17 protein-coding genes are annotated in these 15,878 nt (G+C 60.4%); 7 read left to right on the top strand and 10 right to left on the bottom strand.

Features of this window, described 5'->3' with window-relative positions:
- Positions 1 to 39: 39 nt before the first annotated feature.
- The 7 genes from pilB to Q0C48_RS09585 form a co-directional block, all read right to left on the bottom strand.
- Complete coding sequence (gene pilB / locus Q0C48_RS09615) at positions 40 to 1,749, bottom strand: type IV-A pilus assembly ATPase PilB (protein WP_291523797.1); 1,710 nt, start codon at positions 1,747 to 1,749, stop codon at positions 40 to 42.
- Entirely contained in the window at positions 1,719 to 2,618 is a 900-nt protein-coding gene (gene aroE, locus Q0C48_RS09610) for a shikimate dehydrogenase (RefSeq protein ID WP_291523795.1), read from the bottom strand. The genes pilB and aroE overlap by 31 nt, the downstream gene beginning before the upstream one ends.
- Entirely contained in the window at positions 2,596 to 3,759 is a 1,164-nt protein-coding gene (locus Q0C48_RS09605; RefSeq protein WP_291523794.1) for an anhydro-N-acetylmuramic acid kinase, read from the bottom strand. Before Q0C48_RS09605 ends, aroE begins: the two co-directional genes overlap by 23 nt.
- A gap of 67 nt (positions 3,760 to 3,826) precedes the next feature.
- A complete protein-coding gene (locus Q0C48_RS09600; RefSeq protein WP_291523791.1) occupies positions 3,827 to 4,315 on the bottom strand; it encodes a peptidylprolyl isomerase in 489 nt (162 codons plus the stop codon).
- 62 nt (positions 4,316 to 4,377) lie between these two features.
- A complete protein-coding gene (gene hemH / locus Q0C48_RS09595) occupies positions 4,378 to 5,391 on the bottom strand; it encodes a ferrochelatase (protein WP_291523789.1) in 1,014 nt (337 codons plus the stop codon).
- Positions 5,388 to 6,161, bottom strand: a complete 774-nt coding sequence (gene xth / locus Q0C48_RS09590) for an exodeoxyribonuclease III (RefSeq protein WP_291523787.1) — start codon at positions 6,159 to 6,161, stop codon at positions 5,388 to 5,390. The genes hemH and xth overlap by 4 nt, the downstream gene beginning before the upstream one ends.
- 5 nt (positions 6,162 to 6,166) lie before the next feature.
- Positions 6,167 to 6,769 carry a glutathione S-transferase N-terminal domain-containing protein gene (locus Q0C48_RS09585; protein ID WP_291523785.1) on the bottom strand — a complete coding sequence of 201 codons (603 nt, stop codon included), beginning with the start codon at positions 6,767 to 6,769 and terminating at the stop codon, positions 6,167 to 6,169.
- 92 nt (positions 6,770 to 6,861) lie between these two features.
- Here Q0C48_RS09585 and rlmJ point away from each other — a divergent pair, with 92 nt between their 5' ends.
- From rlmJ to Q0C48_RS09560, 5 genes are all read left to right on the top strand, one after another.
- A complete protein-coding gene (gene rlmJ / locus Q0C48_RS09580; RefSeq protein WP_291523783.1) occupies positions 6,862 to 7,698 on the top strand; it encodes a 23S rRNA (adenine(2030)-N(6))-methyltransferase RlmJ in 837 nt (278 codons plus the stop codon).
- A 76-nt stretch (positions 7,699 to 7,774) separates the two neighbouring features.
- The gene (locus Q0C48_RS09575) at positions 7,775 to 8,059 is read left to right on the top strand and encodes a DUF2322 family protein (RefSeq protein ID WP_291523781.1); all 285 of its coding nucleotides are present in this window, start codon (positions 7,775 to 7,777) and stop codon (positions 8,057 to 8,059) included.
- 12 nt (positions 8,060 to 8,071) lie between these two features.
- Positions 8,072 to 8,833 carry an exodeoxyribonuclease III gene (locus Q0C48_RS09570; RefSeq protein WP_291523827.1) on the top strand — a complete coding sequence of 254 codons (762 nt, stop codon included), beginning with the start codon at positions 8,072 to 8,074 and terminating at the stop codon, positions 8,831 to 8,833.
- Positions 8,834 to 9,745: a 50S ribosomal protein L3 N(5)-glutamine methyltransferase gene (gene prmB / locus Q0C48_RS09565; protein WP_291523779.1), complete on the top strand. Its 912-nt coding sequence runs from the start codon at positions 8,834 to 8,836 to the stop codon at positions 9,743 to 9,745.
- Between the two features lie 113 nt (positions 9,746 to 9,858).
- Positions 9,859 to 11,421, top strand: a complete 1,563-nt coding sequence (locus Q0C48_RS09560) for an MFS transporter (RefSeq protein WP_291523777.1) — start codon at positions 9,859 to 9,861, stop codon at positions 11,419 to 11,421.
- On the opposite strand, the gene Q0C48_RS09555 is transcribed toward Q0C48_RS09560, so the two are convergent.
- Positions 11,343 to 12,251: a mechanosensitive ion channel domain-containing protein gene (locus Q0C48_RS09555; protein ID WP_291523775.1), complete on the bottom strand. Its 909-nt coding sequence runs from the start codon at positions 12,249 to 12,251 to the stop codon at positions 11,343 to 11,345. The two genes, Q0C48_RS09560 and Q0C48_RS09555, sit on opposite strands and share 79 nt — an antisense overlap.
- 117 nt (positions 12,252 to 12,368) lie before the next feature.
- Between Q0C48_RS09555 and argS the strand changes: the two genes are divergently transcribed.
- Together argS and Q0C48_RS09545 are read left to right on the top strand one after the other, a co-directional pair.
- Positions 12,369 to 14,108: an arginine--tRNA ligase gene (gene argS, locus Q0C48_RS09550; protein ID WP_291523773.1), complete on the top strand. Its 1,740-nt coding sequence runs from the start codon at positions 12,369 to 12,371 to the stop codon at positions 14,106 to 14,108.
- Between the two features lie 6 nt (positions 14,109 to 14,114).
- A complete protein-coding gene (locus tag Q0C48_RS09545; protein WP_291523771.1) occupies positions 14,115 to 14,951 on the top strand; it encodes an SPOR domain-containing protein in 837 nt (278 codons plus the stop codon).
- On the opposite strand, the gene Q0C48_RS09540 is transcribed toward Q0C48_RS09545, so the two are convergent.
- Positions 14,917 to 15,384: a YbjN domain-containing protein gene (locus tag Q0C48_RS09540; protein ID WP_291523769.1), complete on the bottom strand. Its 468-nt coding sequence runs from the start codon at positions 15,382 to 15,384 to the stop codon at positions 14,917 to 14,919. The genes Q0C48_RS09545 and Q0C48_RS09540 overlap by 35 nt on opposite strands.
- Positions 15,381 to 15,878: rRNA adenine dimethyltransferase family protein (locus tag Q0C48_RS09535; protein ID WP_291523767.1), on the bottom strand; the 498-nt coding region annotated here is incomplete at its 5' end. The genes Q0C48_RS09535 and Q0C48_RS09540, both read right to left, overlap by 4 nt.

Raw genomic sequence — 15,878 nt, 5'->3', positions numbered from 1 at the left:
CGCTCAGCACAAAACATCTGCGTATACGGGGAGGCAAAATCAAAGATTGGTCACCCGCAGCACCTCCTCAAGGCTAGTGACGCCCTCCCTGATCCGCCCCAACCCGTTTTGCCGCATGGTCAGCACCCCCTCTTGTGCCGCCTGCCGCGCCAGATCGATGGAAGTGCCACCCCGCATAATGATCTCGCGCATGGCGTCGCTCACCGGCATCACCTGATAAAGTCCCATCCTACCTTTATATCCCGTTTTATTGCACTGATCACAACCGGTCGCGCCCAGAGGGCGCCAGCCCTGAAGATCCTCGGGCGCGAATCCCGCCTCGATCAGGGCCTGTTCGGGAATACGCAGGGGCTTTTTACAGTGCGGACAAAGTTTGCGGACGAGTCGCTGTGCCATCACCAGGTGCACACCGCCAGCGATGTTGTAAGTGGGAATACCCATATTTTCCAAGCGGGTGAGGCTTTGTGGCGCATCATTGGTGTGCAGGGTGGCCAACACCAGATGGCCCGTCTGGGCGGCCTTGATGGCGGTCTCCGCGGTTTCCAGATCACGCACCTCACCGACCATGATAATGTCGGGGTCCTGGCGCAGGAAGGAACGCAAGGCAGCGGCAAAGTTGAGACCAATGCGCTCATTGATATTCACCTGATTGATCCCATACACCGGGATTTCGACGGGGTCCTCCGCGGTACTGATGTTGCAGTCGCCGGTGTTGAGGATATTCAGCGCGGTGTAGAGGGTCGTCGTTTTACCGGAACCCGTGGGGCCGGTGACCAGGATCATACCGTAAGGGCGGTGAATGGCCTCTTCAAATGCCTTACGCTGCTCGGGTAAAAAGCCCAACTGCTCAATGGGCACCTTGGAGCTGGCCGGGTCCAGCAAGCGCAGCACAATCGTTTCGCCAAAATTGGTAGGCAGAAAAGAGACACGGAAGTCAATGACCCGGGCCGGGGGCACCCTGACGCGCAGACGGCCATCCTGAGGTAATCGTCGCTCAGAAATATCCAGACGACAGAGAATCTTCAGGCGCGAGGTGACCCCATCGCGCAACGCCACCGGCGGATGCAGTGCGTCCTGCAACACGCCATCGAGGCGGTAACGCACCCGAAAATCCTTTTCATAGGGTTCCAGATGAATGTCAGAGACCCCGCGCTGAATGGCATCCAGCAGCAATTGCTGGACAAAACGCACCACCGGCGCATCCTCGACAGTACTGTCATTCTTCTGCGCAAGATCGAATTCTTCCTGCTCTTCTTCGTCGCGCGGCTTGTCCATGAAAACATCATCGATCCCGCCTTGCATACTGTTGGCCGCGGCATTCACCGCTTTCACCAGTTTATTGGCCTCGACCAGTATCGGCATCACCTGCAGACCGGTGTTGAACTTCACATCTTCCACCGCCTTGAAATCCGTAGGATCAGCCATGGCGAGGTAGAGGGTGTCCCCATGCTTTGACAAGGGTAGCACCAGATAGCGGATCATCAGTCCTTTGTCGAGCTTCCGAATGAGTAACTCATCCATCGCGACCGCATCCAGATCGAGCATGGGCATGTTATAGCGAGCGGAAAGATGCGCCATAAGCGCCGCAGCGGCAACGGCGCCCTTCTCGACCACGTAAAACAGAAGTGGCGTCTTACCGCGCGCCGGATCGGCGGCCAGACTTTGCAACTGCGCCTCGTCGCTTAAACCATTGCTGACTAATGCCCGCAATACGGGGGTCAGCGAGACGGGTTCTGGATTTGTAGCCATCGGCGTAAGATCTCCTCCACGGCGGCGGTCCGCGGTAAAGTTCCCGTCCATATTCGAAAACTCTCCGCGCCTTGCTCTACCAACATGCCCAGCCCATCAATCGCGCTCAGTCCGGCTTGCCGGGCGGCGCGTAGTAAGGGCGTTTCCAATGGGTTATAGACGATATCGTATACACTGCCATTTCTTGGCATGTGGGCCAGATCCAACTCCGGGTGGCCCTCCCCGTGCAGCCCGCGCGCGCTGGTATTGACCAGTAACGCACTGTGGGGCAACACCGCAGACAATGCTGCCGAGTCCAAGGGGAGGGGGTGCACCGGAAGATCGGGGAATTGTGCAGCCAGGGCTTCGGCACGCGGCAGGTGGCGATTCGCCAAATAAATAGCCGGACATCCGGCATGACCGAGGGCGTAGACGATGGCCCGGGCCGCCCCCCCAGCGCCAATCACTGTCGCCGGACATTGCCGCCAGCCAATCCCCGCGGCACGCTCCAGCGCCCGCTGAAAACCGAGTGCATCCGTATTGTGTCCCTCCATGCCCGAGGGCGTGAAACACACGGTGTTCACCGCGCCGATGGCACGCGCCGCCGCGCTGAGCTGCTGCATCAGCGGCAACACGGCCTCTTTATGGGGGACCGTAACATTCACGCCGCGCACACCAAGCGCTGGCAGTCCGGCCAGCGCCGTGGCAATCGCCTCTTCATGCACCGGAAAAGGCACATAAACCAGGTCCCGATCCTGTTGCACTGCAAAGAGGCGATGCATCCATGGCGAGAGACTGTGGGTGACCGGATGACCGAGAATGCCATAAACGGCCGTTCCGCCGCCGGGATGCCAACAATTGCTGATGTCAGGCTGTGGGGAGAACACCATGCGATCTTTCCTTTGCGGTGATTTCCATCCTTTTCGAGAGATGGACAAGCAGATCTGGCCAGTTATCTCCGGGCAGAATATTACCCAGGGTCATGGGGCGCTGCGCCCCGGTAACGTGCGCCAGGGGCAGGCGCTGCCCCAGCAGGCACTTTCCACCCAGCCAGGCGAAGGCCAATGCCTCCAAAGCCTGACTGGGAATGCCGCTGTACTGCCCACCGTGTAAGATTCGGGTTTCTGCCAGGACCTCCTGCAGGACGCGCATCAGGGTCGGGTTTTCGGCACCGCCGCCGAACACCAGCATTTCTGTGGCGCCCGGTGTCCAGGTCCTTATCGCCTGGGCCACAGAAACCGCGGTCAATGCCGTCAGTGTCGCCAGAAAATCCGCCGCGGAGCCCTGCCAGGATGACCACCATTGCGTCACCAGGGGCAACCCGAAAACTTCCCGCCCAGTGCTTTTGGGGGGTGGCTGCCGGAAAAACGAGTGCGCCAGCCATGCCTCTAACTGTACGGCATCGCAAAGTCCGTCAGCCGCCATTTGGCCATCCACATCACAGGTCAATTGCCCATCACCGCACAAATGTATGGCCGCATCCATAAGCACATTGCCCGGCCCGCAGTCGAAGGCCAGGAGTGGACGGGGGTCATCCATGCCCGGTAACCAGGTCACGTTGGCCATACCACCGAGATTAAGTACCAGACGGGGTTGTTTACCCTGAAAGCAGTGTTGATGGAAGGGCGGGACCAGCGGCGCACCCTCCCCCCCGGCCGCCACATCGGCACGCCGGAAATCGTGGATCACGGTCAGACCGGTGGCCACCGCAATATCTGCCGCGGCACCAATTTGCAGCGTAAAACCGGGCGCCCCCCGCGGTTGATGACGAATGGTCTGCCCGTGCAAGGCGATAAAGTCTACCGGACCGAGATGGGCGATGGCAGCACTCGCCAATTGGGCATAACAGGCGCCCAGACGCCGGTCGAGTTGCGCCACAGCCTCAACACTCAATGGCCCGTTGGCAGCCAGCACCTCTGCGCGCAACAACGGATCAAAAGAGCACCTGAAGACACCTCGGTAACCCGCACAACCCGCGACATCAAAATCCAGCACCGCGGCATCCACACCGTCGGCGCTGGTTCCAGACATTAAACCCAGACCACGCAAGGCGACTTACTTGGTCAGAAAACGCGTCAACTGGTGCAGCACCGACGCATCAATGGTCCTCGTCATGTGCTCCATGTCCATGGACATGACCATGGGCCAACTCCTCGGCAGTGGCATCCCGGACTTCCAGCACCGTCACATCGAAGTTCAGGGTCATCCCGGCCAGCGGGTGATTGAGGTCGACGGTAATTTCATCGCCTTCGATATCGATTACGGTAGCAAGACGCGTGCCTTCTTCGGTCATAGTCTCAAACTGGGTGCCGATCTCCAGTTCTTCCGGATCGTCAAAATCCTCAACACCCACCACCTCCACCAGATCTTCGTCCCAATCGCCATAGCCTTCCTCGGGAGGGATGGAGACCTCTAGTTTATCGCCAACACGACGCCCTGCCAGAGCCTGCTCCAGGCCGGGGATGATGCCATGGTGCCCATGGAGATAGACGAGGGGCTCTTCACCCACGGAGCTGTCAATCAGCTCCCCCTCTTCATCTGTGAGGGAATAGTCGATAGTGACGACTTTGTCTTTGCTGATCATCATGGTGCGAGTCCTGTAGGTAAAGGGCCAGGGGAAGAGGCTGCCATAGCAGTATCGAGCCGATTTTAGCCTGACTGTGCAGAAACGGCAAAATTTTCCGAATTCTCCCAAAAACGCCAATGGGGCTCAAGAATCTGGCTGAACGCTGCTATCCAGCGGGAGTTGTCATTAAGCGCAGGGATATAACGCAGTTCCTGGCCACCCGCATGGAGGAAAGTTTCTTTACCTTCCATGGCGATTTCCTGTAGTGTTTCCACGCAATCCGCAGTGAACCCAGGGCAGACGGTATCTATGCGGGACACTCCGGAACGCGCCAACTCGACGAGCGTCTCGTCGGTATGGGGCTTCAGCCATTGGGCGGCGCCGAAGCGGCTTTGAAAAGTTTGCACCCACTGATCATCAGGCAAACCGAGCTCCTTTACCAGCAATGCGGTGGTCTTTTCGCACTGAGCACGATAGGGGTCGCCCTTCTCAATGCAAATCTCCGGCAAGCCGTGAAAAGAAATCAGCAATCGCTCTGCCTGCCCGTGCTCCTGCCACCAGGCGCGGATACTATCCGCCAGGGCACGAATATAGGCGGGGTGCTGGTACCAGTCCCGAATCATGCGAATTTCCGGAACTTCGCGCCATTTCCGCAATTCTTTGGCCACCGCATCAAAAATGGAGGCGGTGGTGGCTGCCGCATATTGCGGATAAAGTGGCACCACCAGTATTTTGCTGCAGCCGGCGGCGCGCAAAGCGGTCATGCCTTTCGCAACTGACGGGTTGCCGTAGCGCATAGCCAGTTCCACCCGGACCTGACCGGGAAACTGCTGATCCCACCGGGCCTGTAGTGCGTCGCATTGACGCTGGCTATAGACCATTAGGGGTGATCCATCGGGAAGCCAGATGCTCGCATAATTGCGCGCCGAGCGGGCGGGGCGAAACAGCAGAATAGGCCCATTCAGGATGGGCCACCAGAGGATCCGCGGAAGTTCTACTACCCGGGTATCACTGAGAAACTCGCGCAGGTAGCGGCGCACTGCCGGGGCGGTGGGCGCATCGGGGGTGCCGAGATTGACGACCAGAATACCAATCATGCCTCGTTCTCCAGCGTGATGCAGACAGGCGCGTGATCTGACGGACGCTCTGCCGCCCGCGCGGCGCGGTCGATGACGACATCCTGAGTGCGCGCAAGCAGTGGACTCGAGGCCAGGATCAGGTCGATGCGCAGCCCCTGATTGCGCCGGAATGCTGCCGCGCGGTAATCCCACCAGCTCCACGCCTGCGCGTCCGGGTGCAGGCTACGGTAACTGTCATGCAGTCCGAGGCTCAACAGAGCACCCAGCGCCGCCCGTTCTGGAACTGAGCAGAGTATGCCATCCCCCCAAACCGTAGCGTCGTAAACATCACGGGCGTCAGGGGCAACATTGAAATCCCCTACCAGCAGCAGTTGCGGCCAGCGCTGCAACTCCTCGGCAATCAGCGCACGCAGACGCCCCAGCCATTGTAATTTGTAGGGATACTTGTCACTGTCCAAGGCCTGACCGTTGGGCACATAAACATTGATGACGCGTAAGTCACCGAAGCTGGCGGCGCACAGTCGTGCCTGTCCGTCACCACCGCCTGGCCAGTCGCAGCGGGCGTCGTCGGGCGCTGTCCGGCTCAATATGGCAACACCGTTATAAGTCGGCTGACCGTGATAGAGCGCCTGATAGCCTGCGTCCGCCAGTTCGGCCACCGGGAAACGCGCGTCGACCAGTTTGGTCTCCTGCAGACAAAGGACATCGGGCTGCTCGCTACCCAGCCATTCCAGCACTTGCGGGAGGCGCACCTTCAGGGAGTTGACGTTCCAGGTCGCAATTTTCACGAAAATTACTGGGGCGCAGTGGCACTGACGCCGGGACGTTGGCGCAAGGCGTGCATCCAGGTCGTCAAATCCGGGAATTGCAGCAAGAAATCCGGTGCGCGCAGATCGACATAACCGACCGCGGCGATGGTCGCAATCTGCGCCAGATTCAACACCGGCGCTGCGGCCACATCTTTCCACACGCACGTCTCCTCCTGCAGCACCGCCAATGCGGCAAGCACCTTGCCGCGGGCACGCTGCAACATACCGGCATCCTGGCAATCTTTACTGTGGCGTTGCTCCAACACCCAGGCAACCGTGGTATCCATAATACCGCTGGCCAGCGCCTCAATCCGCAATGTCTCAATGCGGGCCTCCGGATCATGGGGGATGATGGCTGGTTCGGGGTGCAGAATTTCCAGATATTGGATGATCACTGCTGAGTCATATACGGCCGAGCCGTCATTACGCACCAGCACGGGGATCTTGCCCAGGGGATTGTGCTCCAGTGCGCCATGGTCAGCGACGCGGAGATCCACCCACTCCAAAGCACAGGGGATGTTTTTTTCCAGCAGTGCGATACGCACCTTCCGGGCATAGGGGCTGGTCTGCGTAGCATAAAGTCGCATCTTCATCTCTCCTTTTCCGCTGAGTCTGGGCCACTATCTGCTATCATGACGAAAGCATCGCCCCAAGCCAACCCCAGAAAGATAAGCAGACCATGAATTACGACCATCATTATCACGCCGGCAATGCTGCCGACTGCATCAAGCATCTGGCCCTGAGTCTCACTTTGCAAGCCCTGATCCGTAAGGACACGCCGCTCGCTTACATCGACACCCACGCGGGCGCGGGACGATATACACTGAGCGCGCAAGGGGAACACTTGCAAGGCGTTGCGCGCCTCTGGGCGGACCGGCGCAGCCTGCCGCATGCGGGCGCCTGGCTGAAAATCATCAGCAATGAGAACAGCGACGGCGTATTACGCTACTATCCCGGCTCACCCGTCCTCGCCGCCGCCCTGCTCCGGCCTGCTGACCGGATGGTGCTCTGCGAACAACAGCCCGAAGTAGCGACGCGTCTGCGCAAGGCGATGGGCAAGCGGGCGCACACCAGCATCATCGGCGAAGACGGTTATCGCGCCCTCTTCGGGCTGATTCCCCCGCCTGAAAAACGTGGCCTGATCCTGATCGATCCGCCCTTTGAACGCAGAGATGAATGGGAGCGCCTTGCGGACACCCTGATCCGCGCCTATCAGCGCTGGCCGCAAGGGGTGTATCTCGTCTGGTACCCGGTAAAAATCCGCGGTACGATCACCAGGCTGCGGCAGGCTTTGCGCGAGCGCCTACCCGCTTTTGCCTGCGAACTGTTGCAGATGCCGGAAGAAGGCCGGGAACAGCTCTTCGGCAGCGGACTGATCATGGTGAATCCACCCTGGGGTCTGCGCGAGGCACTGACCGCCGCCCTGACGGAACTGGGTCCGCTGCTCTGCGCGCCACAAAGTGGTGGGCTGTGGTCCCTGCATTGCCAGGGCTGGCCGGGTCCGGAAAAGAGTTAGCCGGTGTATGCCAGACGCCGCCACCCGGACCCGTCGGCGCGCGCTTTAACGGATGATTTATCAACAAGGAACCACCATGAGCACCCCGACACTGCCCAATATCGACCATGTGCGCAAACTGCTCCTCTACGGCGGTCCCCTGGCGCAGCTTCAGGGGGAACTGGTCAAGCAACCCGGCCAGGAAATCAGTGTTGCCGTACTTTATCAACTGGCCCTGCGCCATGGCGTCATCAGCCCGACGGCGGCGCGGGAGGGACTCGCCCTGCTCGCTGCAGCAGGTACCGCCGGTGATACCGGGCGTATCATCCTGGAACAGGTGCTGGCCAAAGGGGATTTTCTGGCCGTGCGGGTGATGCGTTGAGCGATCGTGACCATGCGCCTGTATAGCTGGAACGTGAATGGCTGGCGCGCCGCCTGCCGCAAGGGTTTGCGCGAATGGGTCGCGGCGGCGCAGGCGGATGTGCTCTGCTTCCAGGAAATCAAGGCCGATCCGGACCGCCTGCCTGCGGCGGAAACCGCACTGGAGGGTTACGATGACCGCTGGGCGGTCGCCGAACGCCCGGGTTACAGCGGCGTCGCCACCTTCAGCAGAGCGCCCTGCCAGCCACTGGCAACGGGCCTGGGCATCCCACGCTTCGACCGGGAAGGCCGCGTGGTCATCACCGACTGCGGTGATTTCGACCTGTATAACGTCTACTTCCCCAACGGCAAGAAGGATACCGAACGCCTTGCCTTCAAACTGGATTTCTATGCCGTCTTCCTGGAGCTGATTAACACCCGGGTCGCCGCCGGCCGGGCGGTGGTATTCTGTGGCGACGTCAACACCGCCCATCAGGCCATCGACCTCGCCCGCCCCAAAGAGAACGCGAAAATATCCGGCTTTCTCCCCGAAGAACGGGCCTGCCTGGACCAGTGGGTAGCGGCGGGCTGGGTGGATAGCTTCCGTCACCTGCACCCGGACGCGGCGGACTATTCCTGGTGGAGCCAGCGCACCGACGCCCGCGCCCGCAATATCGGCTGGCGCCTCGATTATTTCTGGATACATGAAAGCCTGTTGCCGCGCCTGCGCGGGGCCGGGATTGCCACCGATGTGACCGGCTCCGATCATTGCCCGGTCTGGCTGGAGTTGGACTGAATGAACCTTGAACAATATGCCGCCTTCGCTATCACCACACTGCATACGGTAACCGATTTCCGGCGTTGGGGGGCCAGCCGTTTTGCCGCTGCCGGGCTCGACTTCAGCCAGGGCCAACAGCAACCCCGCGCCGAAGCCGACACCCTCATCGCGCGGGCGCTGCACCTGGAGCCGGAAGACCTTGCAGATCTGGGCGCAGCCCGTCTGCTGGACAACGAAAAGACCACGATTCTCAACCACTTTTATCAGCGGGAAATGCTCCGCCGTCCTGCCGCCTACATCACCGGCGAAGCCTGGTTTGCCGGACTACGTTTTAGCGTCGATGAACGCGTCCTCATTCCCCGCAGCCTGCTTGAACCGTTCATTGAAGAGGGCTTCGCACCCTGGGTAGAGGAGCCGCAGGTGCAGCGCATTTTGGAGATCGGCACGGGCTCCGGCTGTATGGCCATCGCCCTGGCCCTGCGCTTTCCGGATGCCGAAGTGGATGCAGTAGATATTTCCGCCGAGGCCCTCGCCGTAGCCCGCACGAATGTGCAACGCTATGGCCTGGAGGAGCGCGTGCACCTGCATCAGTCCGACCTCTTCGCCGCATTGGATGGACAGCGCTACGACCTGATCCTCAGCAACCCGCCCTATGTGGACGCGGCGGCCATGGCAGAGCTGCCCCCAGAATACCGGCACGAGCCCCGTCTCGCCTTGGCCGCCGGCGATGATGGCCTGGATTGCCTGCTCCCCCTGTTGGAGCAGGCGCCGCATCACCTGCAGGCGGGCGGCGTCCTGGTGGTGGAAACCGGTGATGCCGAAGAGGCCCTCATCCGTCGCCGTCCCGACCTGCCCCTGATCTGGCTGGAGCATCCGGCGGGCGGCTCCGGCGCCTTTCTGGTCGTAGCCGCGGCCGACGGCGGATTTTAGGGACCCATGCAGGCTCAGTCCGGCGTCGCCGGTCGATCCAGGAAGGCGCGCACCGCCCGCGAGTGAAATTAGCGTTAGCGTTAAATTAGGACAACTTCCAAGGATCCAACTTCGTGGAAACATCGCCGTCCCTTTCTAAAACCTGGCCCCTCTTTGCGGGGGTAGGCCTCGCCCTCGGTATGGGCTCCTTCGACGGTGCCTCGGTGCAGGGTATTTTTCCCTACGTCGCGGGCGGCCTTTCCACCAGCAGCGATCATGCCCTCTGGACCCTGACCTACTTCATTGTCCACTGGTCACTGGGGATTACCCTGATGCCCTGGACGACAGCCCGCTTCGGGATGCGCCGCGTCTTTCAGATGGCGGTTACCGTGGCTATGGTGGGCACCGTCATCAGTGCGGTGACTGACAATCTCTGGATTATGCTGCTGTCCCGTGCTCTGGAAGGCGTCGCCGCGGGGCTTCTCGTCCCCCTGAGTCAGAGTCTTTTTCTGCGCCACAGCCCCAGCCAGCACCATGGTCTGGTGACCATATTCTGGAGTAATGCCATGCTGGTGCCTTTCTTCTTCGGGCCGACCATCGGCGGCCTGCTGGCGACGGAACTGGGCTATCGCAGCATTTTCCTGCTTTCCCTACCGATCTGGGGCGTCGCCCTGTTTCTGGGCAGCATGGGCATCCCCAAAGAGCAGGGCAATCCCCAAACCCCGCCCTTCGATAGCTGGGGCTTCGGCCTGCTCTATGGCGGGCTGATGAGCATGCAAATTATGCTGGATCAGGGCGAGCAGTACGGCTGGTGGCATTCCACTTTCATTATCAAAATGACCTTATTTGCCTTTACCTTTCTGCTGCTCTTTGCCTGGCGGGAAAGCGAAACCCGGCACCCCCTGCTCCAGTTACACTTTCTGCACCGACGCAATTACTGGCTGGGTCTGCTGCTACTCTGCCTGGGCTGGGCCATGTTCATGGGCTGGGCCTCCATACTGCCCCTCTGGGCAGAGGAAACCCTCGGTTTCAATGGGTTCTGGGGGAGCTCCGTACTTATTCCCATCGGCATCGGCGCCATCCCTTTGTCGACGCTGATGGACCGTCTGCGCGGATTACTCGGGCTGCGACGGCTGGCGACCCTCTGCTTTGCCATTTTTGCCTTCGCCTATGGCAGCGCTTATCTCAGCCCCATCAGCAGTCTGAACGACCTGTTCTGGCCGGTGCTGTTCATCGGCATGGGGGTGGGTATGCTCTTCGTGCCGCTGACCATGGTGATTCTCTCCGGCCTCAGCGCTGCGGAAATTCCGTCAGCCGCCACCACCAGCAATTTCATTCGCGTCTTCAGCGCCAACATCGGGGTGAGCCTGCTGAGCGTCTACTGGACCCGCTACAGCGCCCTTGCCAGCGACCATCTGCGCGGCCACATCAGCCGTTTCGATCCGGAAACGGCGCTCTCAGCCCAACACCTGCACACCCTGATCAGTGTGCAGGCGGGCACCATGAGCATCGACAATCTGCTGCGCCTGTCCATGTGGATCTGCCTGATAGCGGCCATGGCCGCCTACGTCTTTATCATCCCGCCCAGCGCCCTGCGCAGCGCCGATGGTCCGCGCAATTACGTGGAGGAGGAAGAGGACGAGTTTTCCGCAGCAGCCAGCGCCGCCGCCAGGGAAGGCGCCACCACCACCTCCTGACGCGGCCGCGGTATTTCGATGCCCGCCTGCTCCAGGGCATCCGCCAGTGCCCAGTTATATTTGGCGCGGGTTCCGCCGGGACGCATCAGTCCCGCACGTTCCACCCAGACGATCATCTCGCAATCGTAGCCTGCATCTCCAAACGCGTTCAACCACAAGGTCGGCGGATAACGTTCGTCCCTTGCCGTCAGAGGCAAGGAGAGCGCGGTTTCTATGACCAGACTCCGCAATCGTTCCCGGTCGGTACCGTAGGGCACGCGAAACGGGATATGAATCCGCATAATCGGATCATCCAGACTCCAGTTGATCACTTCACCATTCACAAACTGGGAGTTGGGTACCAGGATATCCACATGGTCGTTGGTCACGATCTGGGTATAGCGCACGCCCAGCTTTTTGACCTCGCCATGCAGGCCGTTCTCTTTGATCTGGATGTAGTCGCCTACCTTAATACTGCGTTCAAAGAGCAGAATGAGTCCGGACGCAAAATTGCTGAAAATATTCTGCAACCCAAAACCCAGACCGACACCCACCACACCGCCCAAGATAGCCAGACTGCTGAGATTGATGCCGACTGTCTGCAGGGCAATGAAAATGCCCAGAGCAATAACGATGTAGTAGGTAAGCCGCGAGATGGCGTAAGCCGTGGCATGATCCAGTTGCCGGCTCAGTACCCGGCGCGTGAGCCGCCGCACCCAGGCCGCCCCCCACCATAAAAAAACCAGGATAATTAGAAACTCAACCATACCGATGGGCTCGACAACCATCCCACCGGGCAGCGTCCACGGGGTGGTAAACCAGTGCCAGAAACCTCCCAGATAATCATGCATTATGCGCATCCCCATTGATCTTCGGCTCCAGTACAGTATCCAAGATACAACAACCCCTGCCGTAAAGCGCTGGCTTGCGTTACACTAAAGCAAAAATTTCGTGCATAAGGTAGCCCTGTGAAAGCATTTGTCAGCCAGGCCCTGCAAGGGGCGCTTCAACTACTCCACGCCCAGGGCAGCATTCCAGGGATTCCCGCCACCCTAGAGCTGGATCGCCCCAAGCAGGTGGAACACGGCCATCTCGCCAGCAACGTCGCCCTGCTCCTCGCCAAAGCGGTCGGGCGCAAACCCCGCGACATCGCCAAGGATATCGTTGCGGCCCTGCCAGCCTCGGAATGGATTGCCCGCACCGAAATTGCCGGCCCCGGCTTCATCAATTTCTTTTTGCAGCCTGCCGCCTTTCACGCCGTCATCCACCGGGTGCGTACCGAAAAAGAGCGCTTCGGCGCCAACCGGAACGGCGCCGGTCAACGCCTGCAACTGGAATTCGTCTCGGCCAACCCCACCGGCCCCCTGCACGTCGGGCACGGGCGCGGTGCCGCCTATGGCGCCAGCCTCGCCAACATCCTCCGCTTTAACGGCTTCGACATCTTTTGCGAATACTATGTCAACGACGCCGGGCGGCAAATGGATATTCTCGCCGCCAGCGTCTACCTGCGCTATCTCGAAGCCGCCGGGGCGCTGCCCTGGCCCTTCCCTGAGAACAGTTATCGGGGCGACTATGTGCGCGAAATAGCGGCCCATCTCCGGGAGCAGGTCGGCGACCGCTTACAGCACGCGGCGGCCGGATTGCCGAACCTGCCCGAGATGAGCGACGGTGATATCGCCATCGACACCCTCATCGCCCATCTGAAGCAGTCCCTCGGTGCCGACTATCGCACCCTGCACAGCGCCGGACTGGACGAGATTCTCACCGACATCCGCGACGATCTGGAGGGCTTCGGTGTGCATTACGAGCGCTGGTATTCCGAGCGCAGCCTGATGGATACGGGTGCGGTCGATGCCGCCGTCGCCGCCCTCGAAAAAGCCGGATATTGTTACACCCAGGAGGGCGCCCTCTGGTTCCGCGCCACTGCCTTTGATGACGACAAGGACCGGGTTTTGCGTCGCGACAATGGCGCCTATACCTACTTTGCCTCCGATGTGGCCTACCATGCTGAAAAATTTGCCCGCGGCTTCACCCACGTCATCGATATGTGGGGTGCGGACCATCACGGCTATGTGCCCAGAGTCAAGGCCGCCCTGCGCGCCCTCGGCCTCGATGACCAGCAACTGGAAGTCGTCCTCGTCCAGTTCGCCATCCTCTATCGCGGTACGGAAAAGGTCTCCATGTCTACCCGCGCTGGCGAGTTTGTCACCCTCCGTGAACTGCGCGAGGAAGTGGGCAATGATGCCGCGCGTTTCTTTTATGTGCTGCGCCGTGCCGACCAGCATCTGGACTTTGATCTGGAACTGGCCAAAAAGCACTCCGAAGAAAACCCGGTATTTTATATCCAGTATGCCCACGCCCGGGTCTATTCCCTGCTGCGTCAGGCGGCAGAAAAGGGGCTCAGCCTGCCGTCAGCAGACGGCTTCGACCTGGAAATTCTGCAGGAGTCCCGCGAGATCGCACTTGCCGACGCCCTCTGGCGCTTCCCGGAAGTAGTGGCCACGGCGGCCCGTGATCGCGAACCACATCAGATTGCTTTCTATCTCAGGGAGTTGGCTGCAGCCTTCCACACCTACTACAATTCGACCAGAATTCTGGTGGAGGAGACGCCGCTGCGCCACGCCCGCCTGACGCTCTGTCTGACCGTCGCACAGAGTATTGCCAATGGGTTACGGCTGCTTGGCGTCAGCGCGCCGGAACAGATGTAAGGGATCATGCGCGATTACAAAAATCAAACCAGCCGCCCGCGAGTGCAGGAGCCGCGCCCGCCCGTCACGCCACGACAGCCGGTAACACCGGAAGATGACACCGACGAAACGCCCCCCCCGCCGGCACGGCGCTGGCCTTGGGTATTGCTGCTTCTGGTGATCGCGCTGAGTGCGGGGGTCTGGTGGTGGATCGCGCAGATCCCCATCACCACAGGAAAGCTCGGTCTAATCAGTGCCGGAACGGGACTATCGGCAGCGACGGCCTCCAGCAATAGCGCACCTGCAACCGCGCAGAAACAGCCTCTTAGCCCGGCAGCCACCCACCCTTCAGCATCACCACCGGCTACCCTGGCTACTACACAAACTCCGGTGCGCAGCCCGCTCGCCGTCGCCACCTCCAGCAGCGCCGCTGCGGCCTGCACAGCCGCCACCCGCAGCGGCGTCGATTTCAATTTTTATCAGATATTGCCCGCCATGCATGTGGATATTCCTGCCGACATCCTCGGTAGCGGCCCCGGTATTCCCAGTGCAGCGACCGCCAGCAGTATCAGTGTCGTTCACCAGCCGGTGACCATTCAGGTGGGCGCCTTCACCAACCGCGCCGCCGCCGTCGTCCTGCGCGATCGCCTCGCCCTGCTGGGGGTCAGCACCCAGATGGAAAAGGCGGAAGCGGGCGACAACAACACCCTCTATCGGCTCCGCACCAACACCTTCGATTCTCTGGCAGCGGCCCAGCCCACCCTTGCCAAAATCCGCGGCATGGGCATCACCCCGCTGCTGCTGGGCAGCGGAATCATCGGCTCCGGGGTCAATGCACCGCTGTCGCAATCTCCAACGCCTTAATCGCGGCAGCCGGGGTTTCCTGGCCACTCAGCACCCGGTCCAGCCCTGGCAGGTAGTGGTTGATGGTCTCCACGCCAACCAGCAGATAAGGACGCAGCAGGGCAGTGCTCAACACCGTGGCAGGCGCCTGGAGAATCGTCTTGAAGTTGATTTCTCCATCCTCCATATCGAGCTCAAAGTTACCCAGAGCCAGTCCATAGTTGGCACGGGTCAGAAACTCCGCCACCGCCAGGCGTTTTTCCCTCGTTATCTCCAGATTCTGGGGGCGCAGGTAAAACAGGATACGCTCCCGTTCGCCATGCACATGGCAAAAAATGTCCAGAACGCCATTAGGTACCTGCAACGCGCAAGTGAGGACCGGATAATCGGGCAGTGTTTTCGCTTCCCATTCCAGTTCGGCAAACAGTTTCTCGGCAACTTCCAAATGATTCATGATCGGTTTCCCTGTTCAACTGTGGCCTCGGCGAGGCGAAAAAAGGCGGCCTGATCCAGCGTCTCGGCGCGGCAGCCGGGATCGATCTGCAAACCCCGCAAGTCGTCCGCACTCAAAATGCCGCGCAGATTATTGGCGAGCGTCTTGCGGCGCTGGGCAAAGCTGGTGGCCACAATCCGCGCAAAAGGCGCCTGCAAATGGAGTGGTAGCAACCCTGGACGATGCGGTACCAGGCGCATGAAGGCCGAATCCACCTTGGGCACCGGAAAGAAATTGCCCGGAGCCACCGTGAACAGGGATTCCACCGCGCAGTGCGCCTGTATCATCACCGATAGCCGACCGTAGGCTTTGGTTCCCGGCACCGCCACCATGCGGTCCACCACCTCTTTTTGCAGCATGAAGTGCATATCCCGCACCTGTTCCGCGTGTTCCAGTATATGAAAAATCAGCGGCGTCGCCACGTTGTAGGGCAGGTTACCGACTACCCGCAGGAT

The organism is Acidithiobacillus sp., assembly GCF_023255755.1.
Classification (GTDB): Bacteria; Pseudomonadota; Gammaproteobacteria; order Acidithiobacillales; family Acidithiobacillaceae; genus Acidithiobacillus.
The sequence above is the reverse complement of the archived record's forward strand: the minus strand, read 5'-3'. Positions and strand labels throughout refer to the sequence as shown.